At 44.6% G+C, this 15,561-nt stretch carries 16 protein-coding genes; 1 reads left to right on the forward strand and 15 read right to left on the reverse strand.

Annotated elements, in window-relative coordinates:
- Positions 1-27: 27 nt before the first annotated feature.
- From A4V09_RS14525 to pcrA, 5 genes are all read right to left on the reverse strand, one after another.
- Positions 28-1,143 (reverse strand): DNA cytosine methyltransferase, encoded by a 1,116-nt coding sequence (locus tag A4V09_RS14525; RefSeq protein WP_065542983.1) that lies wholly within the window; start codon positions 1,141-1,143, stop codon positions 28-30.
- Positions 1,144-1,452: 309 nt separating this feature from the next.
- Positions 1,453-1,896, reverse strand: a complete 444-nt coding sequence (locus A4V09_RS14530) for a very short patch repair endonuclease (protein WP_065542984.1) — start codon at positions 1,894-1,896, stop codon at positions 1,453-1,455.
- A 348-nt stretch (positions 1,897-2,244) separates the two neighbouring features.
- Positions 2,245-3,636, reverse strand: a complete 1,392-nt coding sequence (gene rlmD / locus A4V09_RS14535) for a 23S rRNA (uracil(1939)-C(5))-methyltransferase RlmD (protein WP_065542985.1) — start codon at positions 3,634-3,636, stop codon at positions 2,245-2,247.
- A gap of 70 nt (positions 3,637-3,706) precedes the next feature.
- The gene (locus A4V09_RS14540) at positions 3,707-3,937 is read right to left on the reverse strand and encodes a hypothetical protein (protein ID WP_065542986.1); all 231 of its coding nucleotides are present in this window, start codon (positions 3,935-3,937) and stop codon (positions 3,707-3,709) included.
- 369 nt (positions 3,938-4,306) lie between these two features.
- Positions 4,307-6,520: a DNA helicase PcrA gene (gene pcrA, locus A4V09_RS14545; protein WP_065544794.1), complete on the reverse strand. Its 2,214-nt coding sequence runs from the start codon at positions 6,518-6,520 to the stop codon at positions 4,307-4,309.
- A gap of 453 nt (positions 6,521-6,973) precedes the next feature.
- Between pcrA and A4V09_RS14550 the strand changes: the two genes are divergently transcribed.
- A complete protein-coding gene (locus A4V09_RS14550; RefSeq protein WP_065542987.1) occupies positions 6,974-7,570 on the forward strand; it encodes a DUF1836 domain-containing protein in 597 nt (198 codons plus the stop codon).
- A gap of 105 nt (positions 7,571-7,675) precedes the next feature.
- On the opposite strand, the gene A4V09_RS14555 is transcribed toward A4V09_RS14550, so the two are convergent.
- The 10 genes from A4V09_RS14555 to A4V09_RS14600 form a co-directional block, all read right to left on the reverse strand.
- Complete coding sequence (locus tag A4V09_RS14555; protein ID WP_065542988.1) at positions 7,676-8,407, reverse strand: ABC transporter permease; 732 nt, start codon at positions 8,405-8,407, stop codon at positions 7,676-7,678.
- On the reverse strand, positions 8,404-9,135 hold the full coding sequence (locus A4V09_RS14560) for an ABC transporter ATP-binding protein (protein ID WP_065542989.1): 732 nt from the start codon (positions 9,133-9,135) through the stop codon (positions 8,404-8,406). Before A4V09_RS14560 ends, A4V09_RS14555 begins: the two co-directional genes overlap by 4 nt.
- A complete protein-coding gene (locus tag A4V09_RS14565; RefSeq protein ID WP_242963846.1) occupies positions 9,095-9,559 on the reverse strand; it encodes a helix-turn-helix domain-containing protein in 465 nt (154 codons plus the stop codon). The genes A4V09_RS14560 and A4V09_RS14565 overlap by 41 nt, the downstream gene beginning before the upstream one ends.
- 172 nt (positions 9,560-9,731) lie before the next feature.
- Positions 9,732-10,403, reverse strand: coding sequence for a TetR/AcrR family transcriptional regulator (locus tag A4V09_RS14570; protein ID WP_157766959.1), 672 nt, complete (start codon positions 10,401-10,403; stop codon positions 9,732-9,734).
- A gap of 237 nt (positions 10,404-10,640) precedes the next feature.
- A complete protein-coding gene (locus A4V09_RS14575) occupies positions 10,641-11,342 on the reverse strand; it encodes a 4Fe-4S binding protein (protein ID WP_065542992.1) in 702 nt (233 codons plus the stop codon).
- 38 nt (positions 11,343-11,380) lie between these two features.
- A complete protein-coding gene (locus A4V09_RS14580; RefSeq protein WP_065542993.1) occupies positions 11,381-12,715 on the reverse strand; it encodes an APC family permease in 1,335 nt (444 codons plus the stop codon).
- A 31-nt stretch (positions 12,716-12,746) separates the two neighbouring features.
- A complete protein-coding gene (locus A4V09_RS14585) occupies positions 12,747-13,430 on the reverse strand; it encodes a 4Fe-4S dicluster domain-containing protein (protein ID WP_065542994.1) in 684 nt (227 codons plus the stop codon).
- A gap of 26 nt (positions 13,431-13,456) precedes the next feature.
- Positions 13,457-13,960, reverse strand: a complete 504-nt coding sequence (locus tag A4V09_RS14590; RefSeq protein ID WP_065542995.1) for a cupin domain-containing protein — start codon at positions 13,958-13,960, stop codon at positions 13,457-13,459.
- A gap of 258 nt (positions 13,961-14,218) precedes the next feature.
- Positions 14,219-14,527, reverse strand: a complete 309-nt coding sequence (locus A4V09_RS14595; RefSeq protein WP_065544795.1) for a YerC/YecD family TrpR-related protein — start codon at positions 14,525-14,527, stop codon at positions 14,219-14,221.
- 135 nt (positions 14,528-14,662) lie between these two features.
- Positions 14,663-15,382 (reverse strand): phosphatase, encoded by a 720-nt coding sequence (locus A4V09_RS14600; protein ID WP_065542996.1) that lies wholly within the window; start codon positions 15,380-15,382, stop codon positions 14,663-14,665.
- Positions 15,383-15,561: the final 179 nt, after the last annotated feature.

A 15,561-nucleotide genomic window follows, 5' to 3' on the forward strand; every position in this document is an offset into this window, starting at 1 on the left:
CCTCATAAACGGGGTACAGGCTATAAATTATTGTCCAATAACCATTTCATCTAGATAGTCATGAATCGTTCTTGCAACTCCACTTGACAACATATAAGGTACTCCATTCCCTATAGTTTTAAACATTGCTGTCAGCGTCATATCTGACGGTAAAACAAATTTTTCTGGAAGCGACTGAATCGCTAATGCCTCTGCTGCTGACAAGCGCCTTGCATGATACGGATGAAGATGAACTTCATTATTACCATAGGCAGCAGTAGGCGAATATCTCCATCTGTGAAGCCGTTTATAACACTTTTTACTAACATCACCTTCTTGATATAGCTGCATTTTAGCAAGTCCTGCTCTAGGAACAAAATGGTGTTGTGCATTCGGATGAGTTTCAACATGATTCCGTTCAAACCAATATTGTACCGTCAGTTCTTCCGGAATGCCATCGGGCACTGGCCTTGTACCTCCCTCTACAAAATCTTGATTCTCCGGCCAAGGATATGCATTAATCTCTTCCATAGTGTATATCTGATATCTTAACCACGGAAAATCTATCAATTCATTTCCCATGTGATTCTTACCTAACAGTTCATTTTTTATTCCAAAAAACAAAACTCTGTCTCTGTCTTGGGGAGCTCCATATTCAAGAGCATTTGTCAATCGCTCAGCGGTACTATATCCCGCTGCATGAACCATATTTTTTAATTCCTCGAAAAATGCTTTATGGCGTTTGGTACTCCATAATCCTTTCACATTTTCAAAAAGGAAAAAGTCTGGTTTTCTTTCCACTATTAAATTAACATATGAAAGTGACAGTTTTCCATTATCTCCTTCCCTGCCACGGTTCTTTCCTGCAATCGAAAAGTCAGGGCAGGGGGGACCACCTATGAATCCAACCAATTCCCCCCGTGCCCTTGCTGCTTCGATATTTCTGCTAAGTTCATCACGCTTTTCTGCATCAGTCAAAAATGCATTTACATCTCCTCTATAATATCCGTATTCTGGCGGTTCAATTCCCATATTTTGCCTTGCATACTGGTATGCTCTCATAAATTCAGAATCATACTCATTTACAAAGGCTACATCAAAACCATTTGTTTCAAATCCTAAATCCAAAAATCCACTACCAGAAAAGAAAGAAAAAACTTTCATCTAGTCAACTCCTTTATGTATCGTTCATATTAACAGCTTGCCTTACTTTTCATCTGTATACAGAAAAGTAAACTTTATCCTCCTCTCACAGGCATATACTGCTACCATATATCCCGTAAAAAGCCAAAAATTGCAAGTCTTTTATTTATAATTTTCTAGGTTTTTCCTTAATTTAATGCGGAAAAAACCAGTGTACCAAGTATATCAAATACTTTTCACTATTACAATCTTTTTTACGTTATTATGTGATGTGCTTTAATCATTAGTTATAATATTTTATGATTATCATAACGGTACTACCCAGCCCTTCTATTCTAATTCACTTTTTTCCATCATTTGCTCAAAAATGGCTTCTCTTATGACCTGAACACATGCTTCCGGGTTTTTCTTTATATCTTTTCCCCAAAAACGTATTACTTTCCATCCAAGATAATGAAGCTCTTTCTCTATTTCATTATCGCGGTTCATGTTTCTCTCAATTTTCTTTATCCAGTATTCCCCTTTTTCGGAACGGCCTAACCGGGTTTTTAGAGCATCCCAGTCTTTCCCATGGAAAAATTCACTATCACAAAATACAGCTATTTTGTATTGTGTTAGTGCAATATCTGGCTTACCAGGAAGTTTTTTATAATTTTTCCGATATCTATAACCATCATTCCATAAAGCCTTTCTTAATGCCAATTCAATCGAAGTGTCCTTTGACCTTATGTTCTGCATATTTTTTCGCCGTTGTTCTTTAGTAAGGACATCCATACAACCACCACATTTCTGATATTAATAGTTACATTATACACCAATTTATTCCTTCCATGTTTTCCATTTCCGTTATAGTCCCCATAAAGTAATTGTAAAGATTAATTAACAAATACATAAGCTTATGTTATATGGATTTTTGCCGCAGAGTATATCTTCTGCCAGTTTGTATACACTTTTGCCAAATAGTATGGGTTTTGCCAGATTGTATCTTTTGCCCGACAAAACCCTCATTTTCAAACTATCCGGCGTTAACCCCGTCCCCTTATCTGCGGAAACTTATCCATCTCACCTTCCGCAAAAACACAACTCCATTTTCTCCAAATAGTCTCGCAAACCCGCCTAGAATCAAGGTTTCCGCACGAGAAGCGTGACGGTCTCCACATGCACCGTCTGACAAAACTGATCCACACAACAAATCCTCTCCACCCGATACCCTTCCCTCAAAAACAAATCCAAATCCCTAGCCAAACTACTCGGCTTACAGGATATATAAACCATCTTATCCACCCCATACCCCACAATTTTCGGCAACGCCTTCGGATGAATCCCATCCCTGGGCGGATCCAGCACAATGAAATCCGGCATCTCCTCAATCTCATCAATCACCTTCAGCACATCCCCCGCAATAAACCTGCAGTTTGAGATTCCATTCAGCTCTGCATTCTCCTTTGCCGCCTGCACAGCCTCCTCCACGATTTCAACCCCAATCACCTTTTTTGCCACTGGCGAAAGAATCTGTGAAATCGTCCCCGTCCCGCTGTACAAGTCAAACACCGTCATATCCTTTGTATCCCCAATATACTCTCTGGCCGTATTATAAAGCACCTCTGCCCCATATGAATTCGGCTGGAAAAACGAAAACGGCGTCACTTTAAACTTCAGCCCAAGAATCTCCTCATAAAAATAATCTTTCCCATACAAAACCCGCGTCTCATCACTCTGTACCATATCCGACAGCGAATCATTGATAATATGAAGAAATCCAACAATCTCCCCCTCCAAGGGCAGCGACAGCAGTTCTTCCTTCAGCATTTCCAGATCATGCTCCTCCTGGCTTGTAGTGACCAGATTCACCAAAATCTCTCCGGTAGTATTCGCCCTCCTCAAAAGCAAATGCCGCAGATACCCCACATGCTGCATTTTCTTATAAAAGCTCACACCTCTGCTCCTGAAATACCCGCCCACACACCGTAGGATCTTCGTCATATCCTCATGCACCAGCTTGCAGTCAAAAGCATTCAGCACATCATACGTGCTTCCTTTCTTATGCAGCCCCAGGGCCAGCGGTCCGTCCTTATATTCGTCCCCAAAGGAAAACTCCATCTTATTCCTGTAAGCAAACTCCATGGGACTTCCCTTAATCCCCTCGAACACGTAATCCGGGTTCCCGTCATCGTCCACCTGCCCGGCATCTGCTATGGCCTTATCCAGCATATTCTTAACCTGCTCTGCCTTCATTTTCAGCTGTTCTCCATACTCCATAGTCTGATACATACAGCCCCCGCAGTCCGGAAAAATACTGCATACCGGTCCGCGTTTCTCCATGGGGGATTTCTCCAGCACTTCCAGAAGCCTTCCCTCCAGGCGGTCTCCCCTCTTTTTATTTATCAGAAACCGTACCTTCTGGCCCGGAATTCCGTTTTTCACAATCACGGTCTTTCCATCTATCACAACTCGTCCCTTGTTGGGGAAGTCCACTTTTTCGATAATTCCTTCGTAAATTTCTCCTTTTTTCAAAACTATTCCTCCCGATATTATTGAACAGAAAAAGAAGCTCCGGTTTCCCGAAGCTCCCTATTACTCTTTTCTATTTGTCTTCATCCTCGTCATCGTCTTCAAAATAATCATCGAAGTCCTCGTCGAAGTCCTCGTCAAAATCTTCCAGATAATCCGGAGTGAAGAAACGGTATACTGCATATGCTATTCCGGCAACAGCAGCTACTGCTCCGATAATAGCCAGAATCCATAAGACGGTATTCTTATTTTTTTCTTCTTCTTTCTTCTGTAATGCTGTGATTAAATCCTCAATACGATTCATAGCCTGCACCATCCTCTCTTACATATGACATCCTGCACTGCTGCCCCGCCTATCCGGAGTTGCTGCCGGCTGTCTGTCAATCTGTGCCGAATGTGATTCTAATTTCTCTATTATGGTTTCCTAATAAAAAAAATTTCATTCGGCTTGTTTTTAATATTATATCACGATAGGCAGAATTTTACTATCCTTTATTCAATATTTTCATATTGATTTCCGGAAATATAAATTGTAATCTCAATTTCATCTGCTCATAGACCCACCAAAAAAGTTCTGTTAAATTCCGCTTATGCAAATCTTGTAATTAGGATCCCTCTGCAAACCCCTGGAATCATCCTCCACTTTCTACAGCTTCTGCAAAACCCTAAATCCTTATTCCACTTTTTTCAGCTTTGCAAAAGATGCAAACATTTTCTTGGTCCCTGCCTTGTCGAAATCCACCGTCACCTCGTAGTCCCGGCCGCCTTCCACAATGCCTTTCACAACGCCCACACCAAATTTAATATGCTTCACTGTATCGCCCACATCATAGGACAGCCCCGCTGATTTCTTCACCTCAAACTGCTTCGGTATAAATGCCGGCTGCTTAAATGCCTGCTTCATCTGTTTCATCGTATTGGGAAGGGGAATTTCTTTAATCTTCTGCTCTTTAAAATCTCTTCCCAGATCCACCAGTTCCCTTGGAATCTCCCGGATAAAACGGGACGGCTTGTTATACTGCGTCTCTCCACGGATCATTCTCTGCTGCGCACAAGTCAGCGTCAAATCCTTCATGGCCCTTGTGATGCCTACATAACAAAGCCTGCGCTCCTCCTCAATCTCTGTCGGATCATCCGCGGTGATGGTCATATAACTGGGGAAGATCCCGTCCTCCATACCAGCTAGATAAACAAAAGGAAATTCCAGCCCCTTTGCGCTGTGAAGCGTCATCAAAAGCACCTGGTTTCCATCCCCGTCCACAGTATCAATATCCGCGATCAGAGCAACCTCCTCTAAAAATCCGCTGAGCGTGGGGTCCTCATTTTCCTCCTCATAGGAAACAATTTTTGTAATCAGCTCGTCAATATTTTCAATTCTGGCGTCAGCTTCCTCCGTCCCCTCTGCCTTCAGTTCCATCACATATCCTGTCTCTTCAATAATGTCATTGAGCAGTTCTGAGGGAGAATAATACTCTGTTTTACTCCTCAGGCTTTGGATAAATGTAACAAACGGCTCAATCTTACCAGCCGCCCTTCCAAGCGTAGGAATACTTTCCGCTTCCTTCAGTGCATCATAAAAACTCATATCATGCTCAGACGCATAATCCTGCACTTTCGCAAGTGTAGTTGCCCCGATTCCACGTTTCGGCACATTGATGATACGGCGCACAGCCAGGTCATCTCTTGCGTTGTCCACAGTTTTTAAGTAGGCCAGCAGATCCTTGATTTCCTTTCTGGCATAGAAGTTCACGCCCCCCACCAGCTTGTAAGGAATATTTGCCATAAGGAATTTCTCCTCGAAAAGACGTGACTGGGCATTGGTCCTGTACAAAATAGCGCAGTCCTTATACTGACAGTCCTCTTCCCGCACCCTCCTGCTGATATCCCCTGTAATAAATTCTGCTTCCTCATATGCATTCATGAACTGCCTGTAATGCACCAGAGAACCTTCCTCATTATCTGTCCACAGAGATTTCTCTTTTCTCCCCATATTATTATGTATCACCTCATTGGCGGAGTTTAGTATGTTCTGGGTGGAACGGTAATTCTGCTCCAGCTTAATCACCATTGCATTAGAAAATACTTTCTCAAATCCAAGGATATTGCCAATATTTGCCCCCCTGAATTTATAGATCGACTGATCATCATCACCCACCACGCACAGATTCTTATACTTGCTTGCCAGAAGACTCACAAACTTAAACTGCGCGGTGTTGGTATCCTGATACTCATCCACCATGATGTAACGGAAACGCTCCTGGTAATAATCCAGCACATCCGGGCATGCCTGAAACAATTCCACAGTCTTCACGATCAAATCATCAAAATCAAGCGCATTGTTTTTTCTCAGCTCTTTCTGATATTCCTTATAGGCCTGGGCAATTTTTTTCTTGCTGAAATCAGACATATTATTCAGCTCATACTCCTCCGGAGTCACCAGCTCATCCTTTGCCGAGGAAATGGCAGACAGAATTGCCCTCTCTTTGTGTACCTTTGTGTCAATCTGCAGACGTTTGCAGATGTCTTTCATCAAGCTTTTCTGGTCATCTGTATCATAAATGGTGAAATTGTGGTCAAATCCCAGTCTGTCTATGTATCTTCTCAAAATACGCACGCAGCTTGAATGAAAGGTGGAAACCCAGATACTCTCCGCTCCAAATCCCACAATCTTGTCCACACGTTCACGCATCTCACCTGCTGCCTTATTGGTAAATGTGATTGCCATGATATTCCACGGATTTACACCTTTTTCCTCGATCAAATAAGCAATTCTGTGGGTCAGCACCCTGGTCTTTCCCGAACCTGCCCCTGCCAGAATCAGCACCGGTCCCTCTGTGTGTAGGACAGCTTCCTTCTGCTGGGGATTCAACGTATCATATATACTCATATAAAATGTCCCTCCATAATCCATAACGATAAAAAGCACACTGTTACTGTTCACAGGCCTGCTCTTTTGGCAGGGCTGTGAATAGCAGCAGCATACTCTGAACTTTCTGTCTCCGAAAATCAAACCCTTACTGTTCACAGGCCGCCATCCCTGGACGCGGTCTCCCCAAGGGGATGCTGCACCATGCCCAGCAAAACCCCGCGTCAGCCAGCACCAAATGCAGGTTCCTGCATTCTCACCCTGAAGGGCGGAACTGCCCTAAAAGGCAGCGCTGTGCATCGCAAAGTGTGTCGCTGGCTACATAGGTTGGCAGTAACATCAAAACACCTGTTCCTACAATATAACACAGCTCTCCGGGGCAGGCAAGCATTTGCCGGGGATTTCTGCCGTTTTCAGAAAAATCCATTTACAAAGAGTATTTAAAACTATATAATAAAGCGTAGAGGTGATGAGATGACAATTGATACAAAAGACATGTTGAACAGTATTCTGGCTAGTATTTCCCGCATTGACTATATAAAACCCGAGGAAATTCCGGGCATTGATTTATATATGGATCAGGTAACCACATTCATGGAGAGTCAACTGTCCGCTTCCAAGCGCCACGCGGACGACAAGATCCTGACCAAAACCATGATAAACAACTATGCCAAGAACGACATTCTACCCCCGCCAGTGAAGAAGAAATACTCAAAAGAACATTTGCTGATGCTGACCTTTATTTATTATTTTAAAAACATTCTGTCTATCAGTGATATCCAGGTTCTCCTGGGGCCGCTCACGGAAAAATACTTCAATCATAACGGTGAGATGAGCCTGACGGACATATATGAAGAAATCATGCGCCTGGAGCTCAAGCAGATAGACCCTTTGACAAAAGACATTGTGCGCAAATACAAAATGGCCTGCGATTCCTACGAAAATGCAGAGGCAGATAACCAGGATTTTCTAAAAAAGTTCGCATTTATCTGTATGCTCAGCTTTGACGTATATCTAAAAAAACAAGTAATTGAAAAACTCATTGATGACATGGCCAAGCCAAAAAAATAGAAAAAGCACGCTCCGCATACCTGCTGTCGCTTCAGTGCTTTCCAACGTCACAAACAATAAAAATGCTGCTTTGGGGGACATGCCCCAAAGCAGCATTTTTATCTGCTATTCACTTTTCATCTTATGTCTGAACACCAGCACAGCTATCACATCCACTACAGCCGCATAGACCAGCACCCATGTAAGTTCCGGTATGATCCTGCTGTATTCCCCTGCAAGCGCATATCTTCCCGCGTCCACAGCGTGCAGAAACGGAAGGCATTCAGCCAGCTTTTCAAACACTCCGCCAACCATAGCCGGATCAAACCAGGTTCCGGAAAGCCATGCACTCAGGTTGGTGAGCAGTGCGCCGCAGGCACCGCCCACCTGTTTATCATTAAAAACACTGCCGCACAACAGGCCAATTCCAATAAACAACAGCGCTGCCGGTATGAAGACCACCACAGTCAGCAGAATATTGAAACTGGGGGAAAGTCCGAGGATCATTGCAGCTGCAAAGCATATCAATACCTGTACTACTGTCATTGGGATCAGCGGCAGCGTATAACCCGCTATGAAATCCCCTGCCCTCATTGGTGAGGCAAACAGCCGCATAATAAAGGAACTCGTTCTGTCTTTTGCAATGATCATACCGGAAAACAGCGATATAAATGACATACCAAACACAGCAATACCCGGCGTCAGCTTATCTATCTGAAACATATCCACCGGAGCATTGGCTCCAATAAGAGACAAAAGCAGCAGAAGGATCACAGGAAATCCAATGCCGAATCCCAGGCTCGTTTTATCCCTCAGAATCTCCTTCGCGTTACGTGACGCAAACGCCATTGTTTTCATGATATACCGCCTCCTCTGCACAGCACAACAAACGCTTCCTCAAATGTTTCCTTACCCGCCTTTTTTGTCAGTTCTTCTGCTGTTCCCACAGCAAAAAGCCTGCCTCCGGCCATAATACCGATCCTGTCGGAAAGGTTCTCCGCCTCCTCCAGATAATGGGTGGTTAGCACCACTGTCACTTTCCCCTTCAATTTTTCAATCATGTCCCACAGTTCCCTTCTTGCCAGCACGTCAAGTCCCAGTGTGGGTTCATCCAGAAAGAGAATTTCCGGTTCTGAGATAAGCGCCATAGCGATAGAAAGCCGTCTCTGCCACCCTCCGGAAAGCATCCTGGCCTTTTTGCCCGCAATTTCTCCAAGACTGCATCTCTCTATCATATCCTTTGCCTTAACGCCAGCCTCCGCTTTTCCGATTCCGTAAATACCGCAGACAAACTCCAGATTTTCCCGCACGGTCAGATTGGGGGCCACTGCTGTCTCCTGGGGAGAAAGATTGATTTTTTCCTTCACCTTCATAGGCGCAGTCACCACACTGTCCCCCAAAAGATGAGCGTCTCCCCCGCTGGGCGCGGTGAGGCAGGATAACATTTTAATGGTGGTTGTTTTTCCCGCTCCGTTTACACCCAGAAGTGCAAATAACTCTCCCTGTTTCACAGAAAGACACAGGGCGTCCACAGCGGTCACGTCCTTATATTTCTTTATCAAATGATTCGTCTCGATAGCCTTCATCAAATCTTCCCCCTTTTTCCAGGATCTCTTTTGCCAGCTCCATAAAAACTTCCGTCTTCACCATGGCAAGCCCCTGTTCTTCATCACCAAGTATCAAAAGACTGTCCCCGGGTTTGATCCGAAAAATGTCCCTCGCTTTTTTAGGTATGACGATCTGTCCCCGCTCCCCAACATTTACAGAACCAAATACATGTTTTCCCTTTGGCGGTATCTGAAGTCCCTCCTTTTTTGCCTGATAATTCACCAGATCATCTAAACTTACCCCATACAGTTCGGCAAGCGCCATGGTATTATCCAAATCCGGCACCGTCTCCCCGCGCTCCCATTTCGCCACTGCCTGGCGGGAAACTCCTATTTTCTCGGCTACCTCCTCCTGGGAGTAGCCCCTCTGTCTGCGCAGTGTATTCAAATTCGCAGAAATCATATTTTTCACACTCCTTTCCATCCAGTATAATCCCTGATTCCATATAGTTCTACCAATCTGTCTTAACAGATTCTGTTACTTTCAGTTGCCTTTATAACAAAAAAAAGGAAAGGTATGGAAAGACTGCCCACAATTTCAGCAGCCTTTCCATGCCTCTCCCATATCCCCAAATCTACCCGTAGATCTCCGGATGCTCTCTCAGGATCTTTTCCGCCAGTTCCTGGCTCTCTATACAGACCTCATCCATGATTCTATCCACATCGGGAAACCTCCACAAGCCCATATAGGACTTGAAGATAACGTCCGGTATGCTTCCCTCCATCATCTCCAGGCTGTCATCATAGAGCACCAGTGTCCGCTCCATGCTGACGGAAATAAAATTGCCGTACCATCCCATCTTCTCCGCTTCCTCATCAGACAGATCTTGTCTGTAATTGTCACGGATACTCATATAAGTCTCCACGCCTGACTTGGCTATCACATCAAGCAGTATGTCATTGCGCAGTATATCTCTGTAGAAGGCCTCATATTTTTCTGAGGATAACACCATGTAATTCAGATTGACCAGAAGCCCGGAGTATAAGATGGGGTTTCTGTGCCGGTTCACATACATTTTGGCAAAGGCAGCAAACCGGTGGTACATCCGCTGTACGATCTCCAGCGCAATGTCACGTTTTGTCTTAAAGTGATAGGCTACCAGCCCCAGACTCACATCCGCGGCAGCCGCAATCTGCCGCATACTTGTCTTCTCATATCCTTGCTCTATAAAAAATTTCCGGGATACGTTCAGAATCTCTTCTTTCTTGTTTTCCTGTTTTTTCCCTTCCCCTGCAGCTGCTCCCATAAATATTTCCTCGACTTTTCTTAAATATTCCGGCACTCCCATAATAGCAGTCCTGTTTTTAGAAGTCAACCATTATTGTCCACTTTCCACCTCTTTACTTCCGCAGCTACGCATCCCCCACAAACACCCAAGAGACAGGACAACAACTGTCTTTTCTGCCGTGAATCGGAAAATCCCCCTGCCCCGGCAGAGAGATTCCCGCTTAATCCTTTATTTCAACCAATTACCTATATTCTCTTACCTGCAGTTGCAGTCTATGGCATCATTCGGACAGTTCATGGCACAACGTCCGCACTCCAGGCATCCAAAATGTTTGATCTCATATTTGCCGTCAGCCGTAGGATGGATCACATCCTCCATACAAGCCTCCTCGCAGGTACCGCATCCCACACAGCGCTCCTGAGCGATCACATAAGCCCAGGGACGAACGCAGGCGCCGCCGAAACAGAAACGCAGGCGGCAGACAATGTCATCATCCGGAAGGTGAAAGATTTCTCCTTCCCCGCTGTCCAGTATGAATATGCGGAACATATCCAGGTCTTTCCTGTACAGTGCCTTTGTTCCGGGATTCAGCTCCCAGTATTTTGTATAAATTTCCGGATGTTTTTCAGGGTCAACCTCTGTCACATGGGCACTCAGCCTGACACTTGCAGATAAGCGTTTCACCGTGTCACGGATAATGGTCCCTACCACATAAGGATTTTTCTGAAGCTCATAATACACGGGTTTTCCCTTTGCAATACCAATATAAAAGTTGCCTGCATCATCCAGATAGTGTACCTCCAGACCTCTGGCTGTAGGCATTTTCCCATCAATCGCAGTTGTGCCGAACACCATATAGCCCACTTCATGGACAAACTGAAAGGCTGCGTTTTTTATTTCTTCATTGGAACTTTCTTCTGTCAGCCCCAAAGCCGGAGCTGGATCAAAATCTGACATTACAATTCCTCCCAATCACATTTTATCTCTGGTATCCTCTATGCTTCCTCGTAGCTTACCTCAATCTCCACCTTATGGAACTTCTGGCGGATCATCGGGTAAATACATGCCACAGCCAGGTAAACTAAAATCCCTATCACATAATTCATGTGGATCTCCAGACATTCATAGTATACAAATGCCGCGCTGACAATGGCACCCATCACACATAAAAATGTGTATAATTTGTCATTGATATGGAACTGAGAGCGCTTCCAGATTTCCGGTATTTTCTTAGGCATAGTGATAATTGCCAGACACAGGATAACCTGTACACAGTTAGCCAAAGTATTTCCGATATTCGCAATATCTCCCACATTCATGCCGCTTAATATAATAACAGAACAGAGCACATAAATGGTCAGGATGATATAATGAGGCGTACCAAATTTATCATTACGTTTCGCAAAAATCTTTGGCCACCAGCCGTCCTCTGCGGCCTGTGCGATAGGCGCCTGCAGCCATCCCAGGTTCGCGTTCAGGGATGTGACCAAAGCCACCATGGCACCGCCCACGATGAAGAATATGTACAGCGGGGTAGGCAGGATTTCCCTTGCCACCTTAGAAAGATTCTGACCGGCTACATGTTCAACCGGGAACACACCTGCTGCAACTACGCCCACACCGATGTACAGAAGTGTAACGATCACAGTACCTACAACAATACAAAACGGAATATCTTTTTTCGGATTCTTTGCCTCGCGGCTCATATTGATAATAAAGGTTGCGCCGCTGGTCGCCATGGACAACAATGCTGCCGCAGACATCACACCCGTAAATCCGCTCGTAAAGAACTGATTCTCATCAAAATACCCCGGTTCCAGATGGACAATACCAAACCCTGTAAACACAAGCAGTGCGATAACCAGAATGATCACCAATGCATACTGTACTTTTGCTGCCACCTGGATACCGCAGAGATTCAGAACCACAAATATGGTCAGAATCGCAAAAGCAACCAGCTTGCCGTTAATCTCCGGAAATGCGGAGAGCACGTAGTCTGCAAAGGATGCAGAATACATAGTCGCACCGAAGAAATAACTGACAAATACCACAGAATACAGGCCTGCGAACCACTTGCCGCCGAACATAGCCGCCTGTGTATAGAAACCACCGTTCATACGGATCGTTCCTGATAAGAAGAACTGCGGCAGCGCCACAATGGTCACCATAACCGCACAGATAATATAAGACAGGACAATAGAACGTCCCGTAATTCCAATGGCAAGGCCTGTCATTGTCATAACACCGCCGCCAATCACGTTGCCGATCGCAATCGCAAGCAGATCCCCGCGGCCTAAACTTTTTGAACCATCAGCGTTTGTTTTAGCCATAATTTTTCACCTCTCACACGCATCCCAAACCTCAAGTTTTCCTTTTTTCCTTCAAACGGCAGATCAGTGCCGTGTCTGCCTGCGGACATTTGGTGTAACAGATACCGCAGTCATCGCAGTCCATCTCTTTTATGTAATATTTCCCGTCTTCCTTCTGATGGACCGCACGCTCTACACAGTTTTCCTGACAGATCCCGCAGCCCACGCATTCCTCTGTAATGCGGTAGGTCATGGGCCTTATCTCTTCCCCGCCAAACGCAAAACGCAGACGGCGTATTCTCTCATTGGCATACAGGTGGAAGATTTCCCCTTCCCCTCTGTCAATTTTATAAAGTGCCACCATATCAAAATTTTTCCGGTACATTTCTTTTGTGCCGGGATTTAATTTAAAAAATTCATCCCATACCGCCTGGTCTTTTGTCTCGCTGACCCAGGCACGCAGACGCAGGGAATACCGCTCGTCGATCAGCGTATTCATCACAAGCTGAGGGCGTCTGCAAAGCTGTTCATATGTGGGTTTTCCCTTGGATGTCATGAAATACAGGTTTCCATCGCTCAAACGGTTGAAATCCAGAATCCTGTTTTCAGGCTGTCCCTCATTTACAGTTGCCGCAGGCATAAAACGAATTTTTCCAATAAGCGCAAATGCCTTCTCCCTTATTTCCTCCATGGAATCGGCATCCGTAAGGCCCCATAAAATCTCTTTTTCTTCCATACGCATGTTCCCCTTGTCTACTTTCCCTATCCTACCTCAATAAACTTTCCGCCAATATTCTTTACAATCTTGCCGGCCTGCTCTCTCACATATTCACTGGTGAGCAGAATAGTCATAAAACAGTGAGGACGGATAATCTTTTTGTAAACGATCGGACAGTGTTTTACCCCTGCCGGACAGTAGATACATGTATTTTTCGTAATGGTGTAGGGTTCTCCGTCAATATAAAAATCCGCTTCCCCCCACACTGCGTTGATGTCATCCTCCACGCCGTTGTAGTTCGGCATGAAAAATACCAGTTCATCCACATCATGAACGTGTTCATCCACATAAGGATTCTTATTGGGAATCTCATAGAACCAAGACAGGCTCATGTTCACCTTACAATCAGGAAATAAATCCGAAGAGCTGTACGTCTGCCCCAGTGTTCTTCCAGTCTTGATATCTCCTTTGTCGTCCCTTACATCGTCCATGACCGGCGGTATATAATCCGGAGAAATGATCAGATGTTCCCATTTCCTATTACCCATTTTATTACCTCCCATATGCAGCGCTTTCCTGGTGTGCACTTCCAAAAAAGAGCTGGAATTTAATTGCCTTCTCTTTCACTGTACGCGTTCAGTCGAATCTTGTCTATATTATACTGAACATGTTCAGTAGTGTCAAGTAAAACACTGCCTTTTTATTTCGCTAAAGTATGTATGGTGCGTCCTGTCCCTCGCAAAGCGTTTTTTAATGTCTGTATGCAGAAAGGCCGGAACTTTTTTCAAAGTTCCGGCCTCATCCTTTTATACTTCTGTTTCATCCTTTTTGTTGGCTAATCTCTCAAAAACCATCTCATAACCGTCATTGCCATAATTCAGGCTTCTGTTTACACGGCTGATCGTAGCTGTGGAAGCTCCTGTCTTCTCAGAGATATCCAGATATGTCCTCTTATCCTTCAGCATTTTGGCAACCTCAAAGCGCTGTGAAAGTGAAAGGATCTCATTTATTGTACACACATCCTCGAAAAAAAGATAACATTCTTCTCTGTTCTTTAAACTGAGGACAGCATCAAACAGGGAGTCTACTGCCTCCGTATGAATTTTCTTGCTCATATACATACATTCTCCTTATTGTTTAGTTTCCACCCCAAGTGTGGTAACACATTACCCGTATATATAGTAGCACACTAAAATTTTAAAGTAAAGCAGTCTTGTGCGATTTTTTTGTGCTAAACTATTAAATTTTTATTAATTTTTGTATTTGTGCACATATTTCTTCCATTCTTCTACAGAACGGTTCACGATCAGCTCCTCCGGAAACTCCATGGCCTCCACAATCTTTTCCGAATAACAGCGGCAGCCAATCAGTTCATCCACATGGGCATCGCTGTTCATGACAATGGGGACTTGATATTCCATACAGTAACGGAGCATGGTCCTCACGTTCTCCTCCCCGTTTTCCCTGCTGCAGCGGGGATCCAGGGAATTGTTGTTTAGCTCCAGCAGGACATGGTGCTCTTTGGCGGCCTGCACAAGTGCCAGGAAATCTACAGGATAACGCCCGTCGTCAGGGTGCCCGATAATATCCACATAAGGATTCTTCATAGCGCCCAGATAGGCATGGGTATTCTCTTCTCTGGTTCCCGGCTTGATCGTGGGGATATGCATACTGGCAATGACCACATCCATCCGCTTTATAAGACGTTCCTCCATATCCAGTTTCCCATCATAATCCATAATGTTCGCTTCAACACCAAACAGCATCTCCACTCCAAACATGCTGCGGTTCAGCATTTTTGTGTTATCAAAATAAAATGCATTGCAGGTGCCTGGCATGGCAATCCCATGCTCTGTGATCCCCAGCAGTTCCAGCCCCTTTTCAGAAGCGGCCATTGCCATCTCGCGGATTGTATTGTATGCGTGCCCGCTGGCAAGGGTATGAGTATGTACATCCAGAACGTATTTCATTTTCTTCACCTCATATTTGAATAGAAAACATAGGATACCGGCTTTCTATGTAAAAAATCTGTCACTCAATTACACTGTGACAGTATATCACACTTTGCCGTGGAAAAGCAACAATTATAGGACTGTTTGCTATACAGAGGAAAGGCGGAGGCATTTTGAGACAAAAATAAACTGCTGTC

It is taken from the genome of Blautia pseudococcoides (assembly GCF_001689125.2).
Lineage (GTDB): Bacteria > Bacillota > Clostridia > Lachnospirales > Lachnospiraceae > Blautia > Blautia pseudococcoides.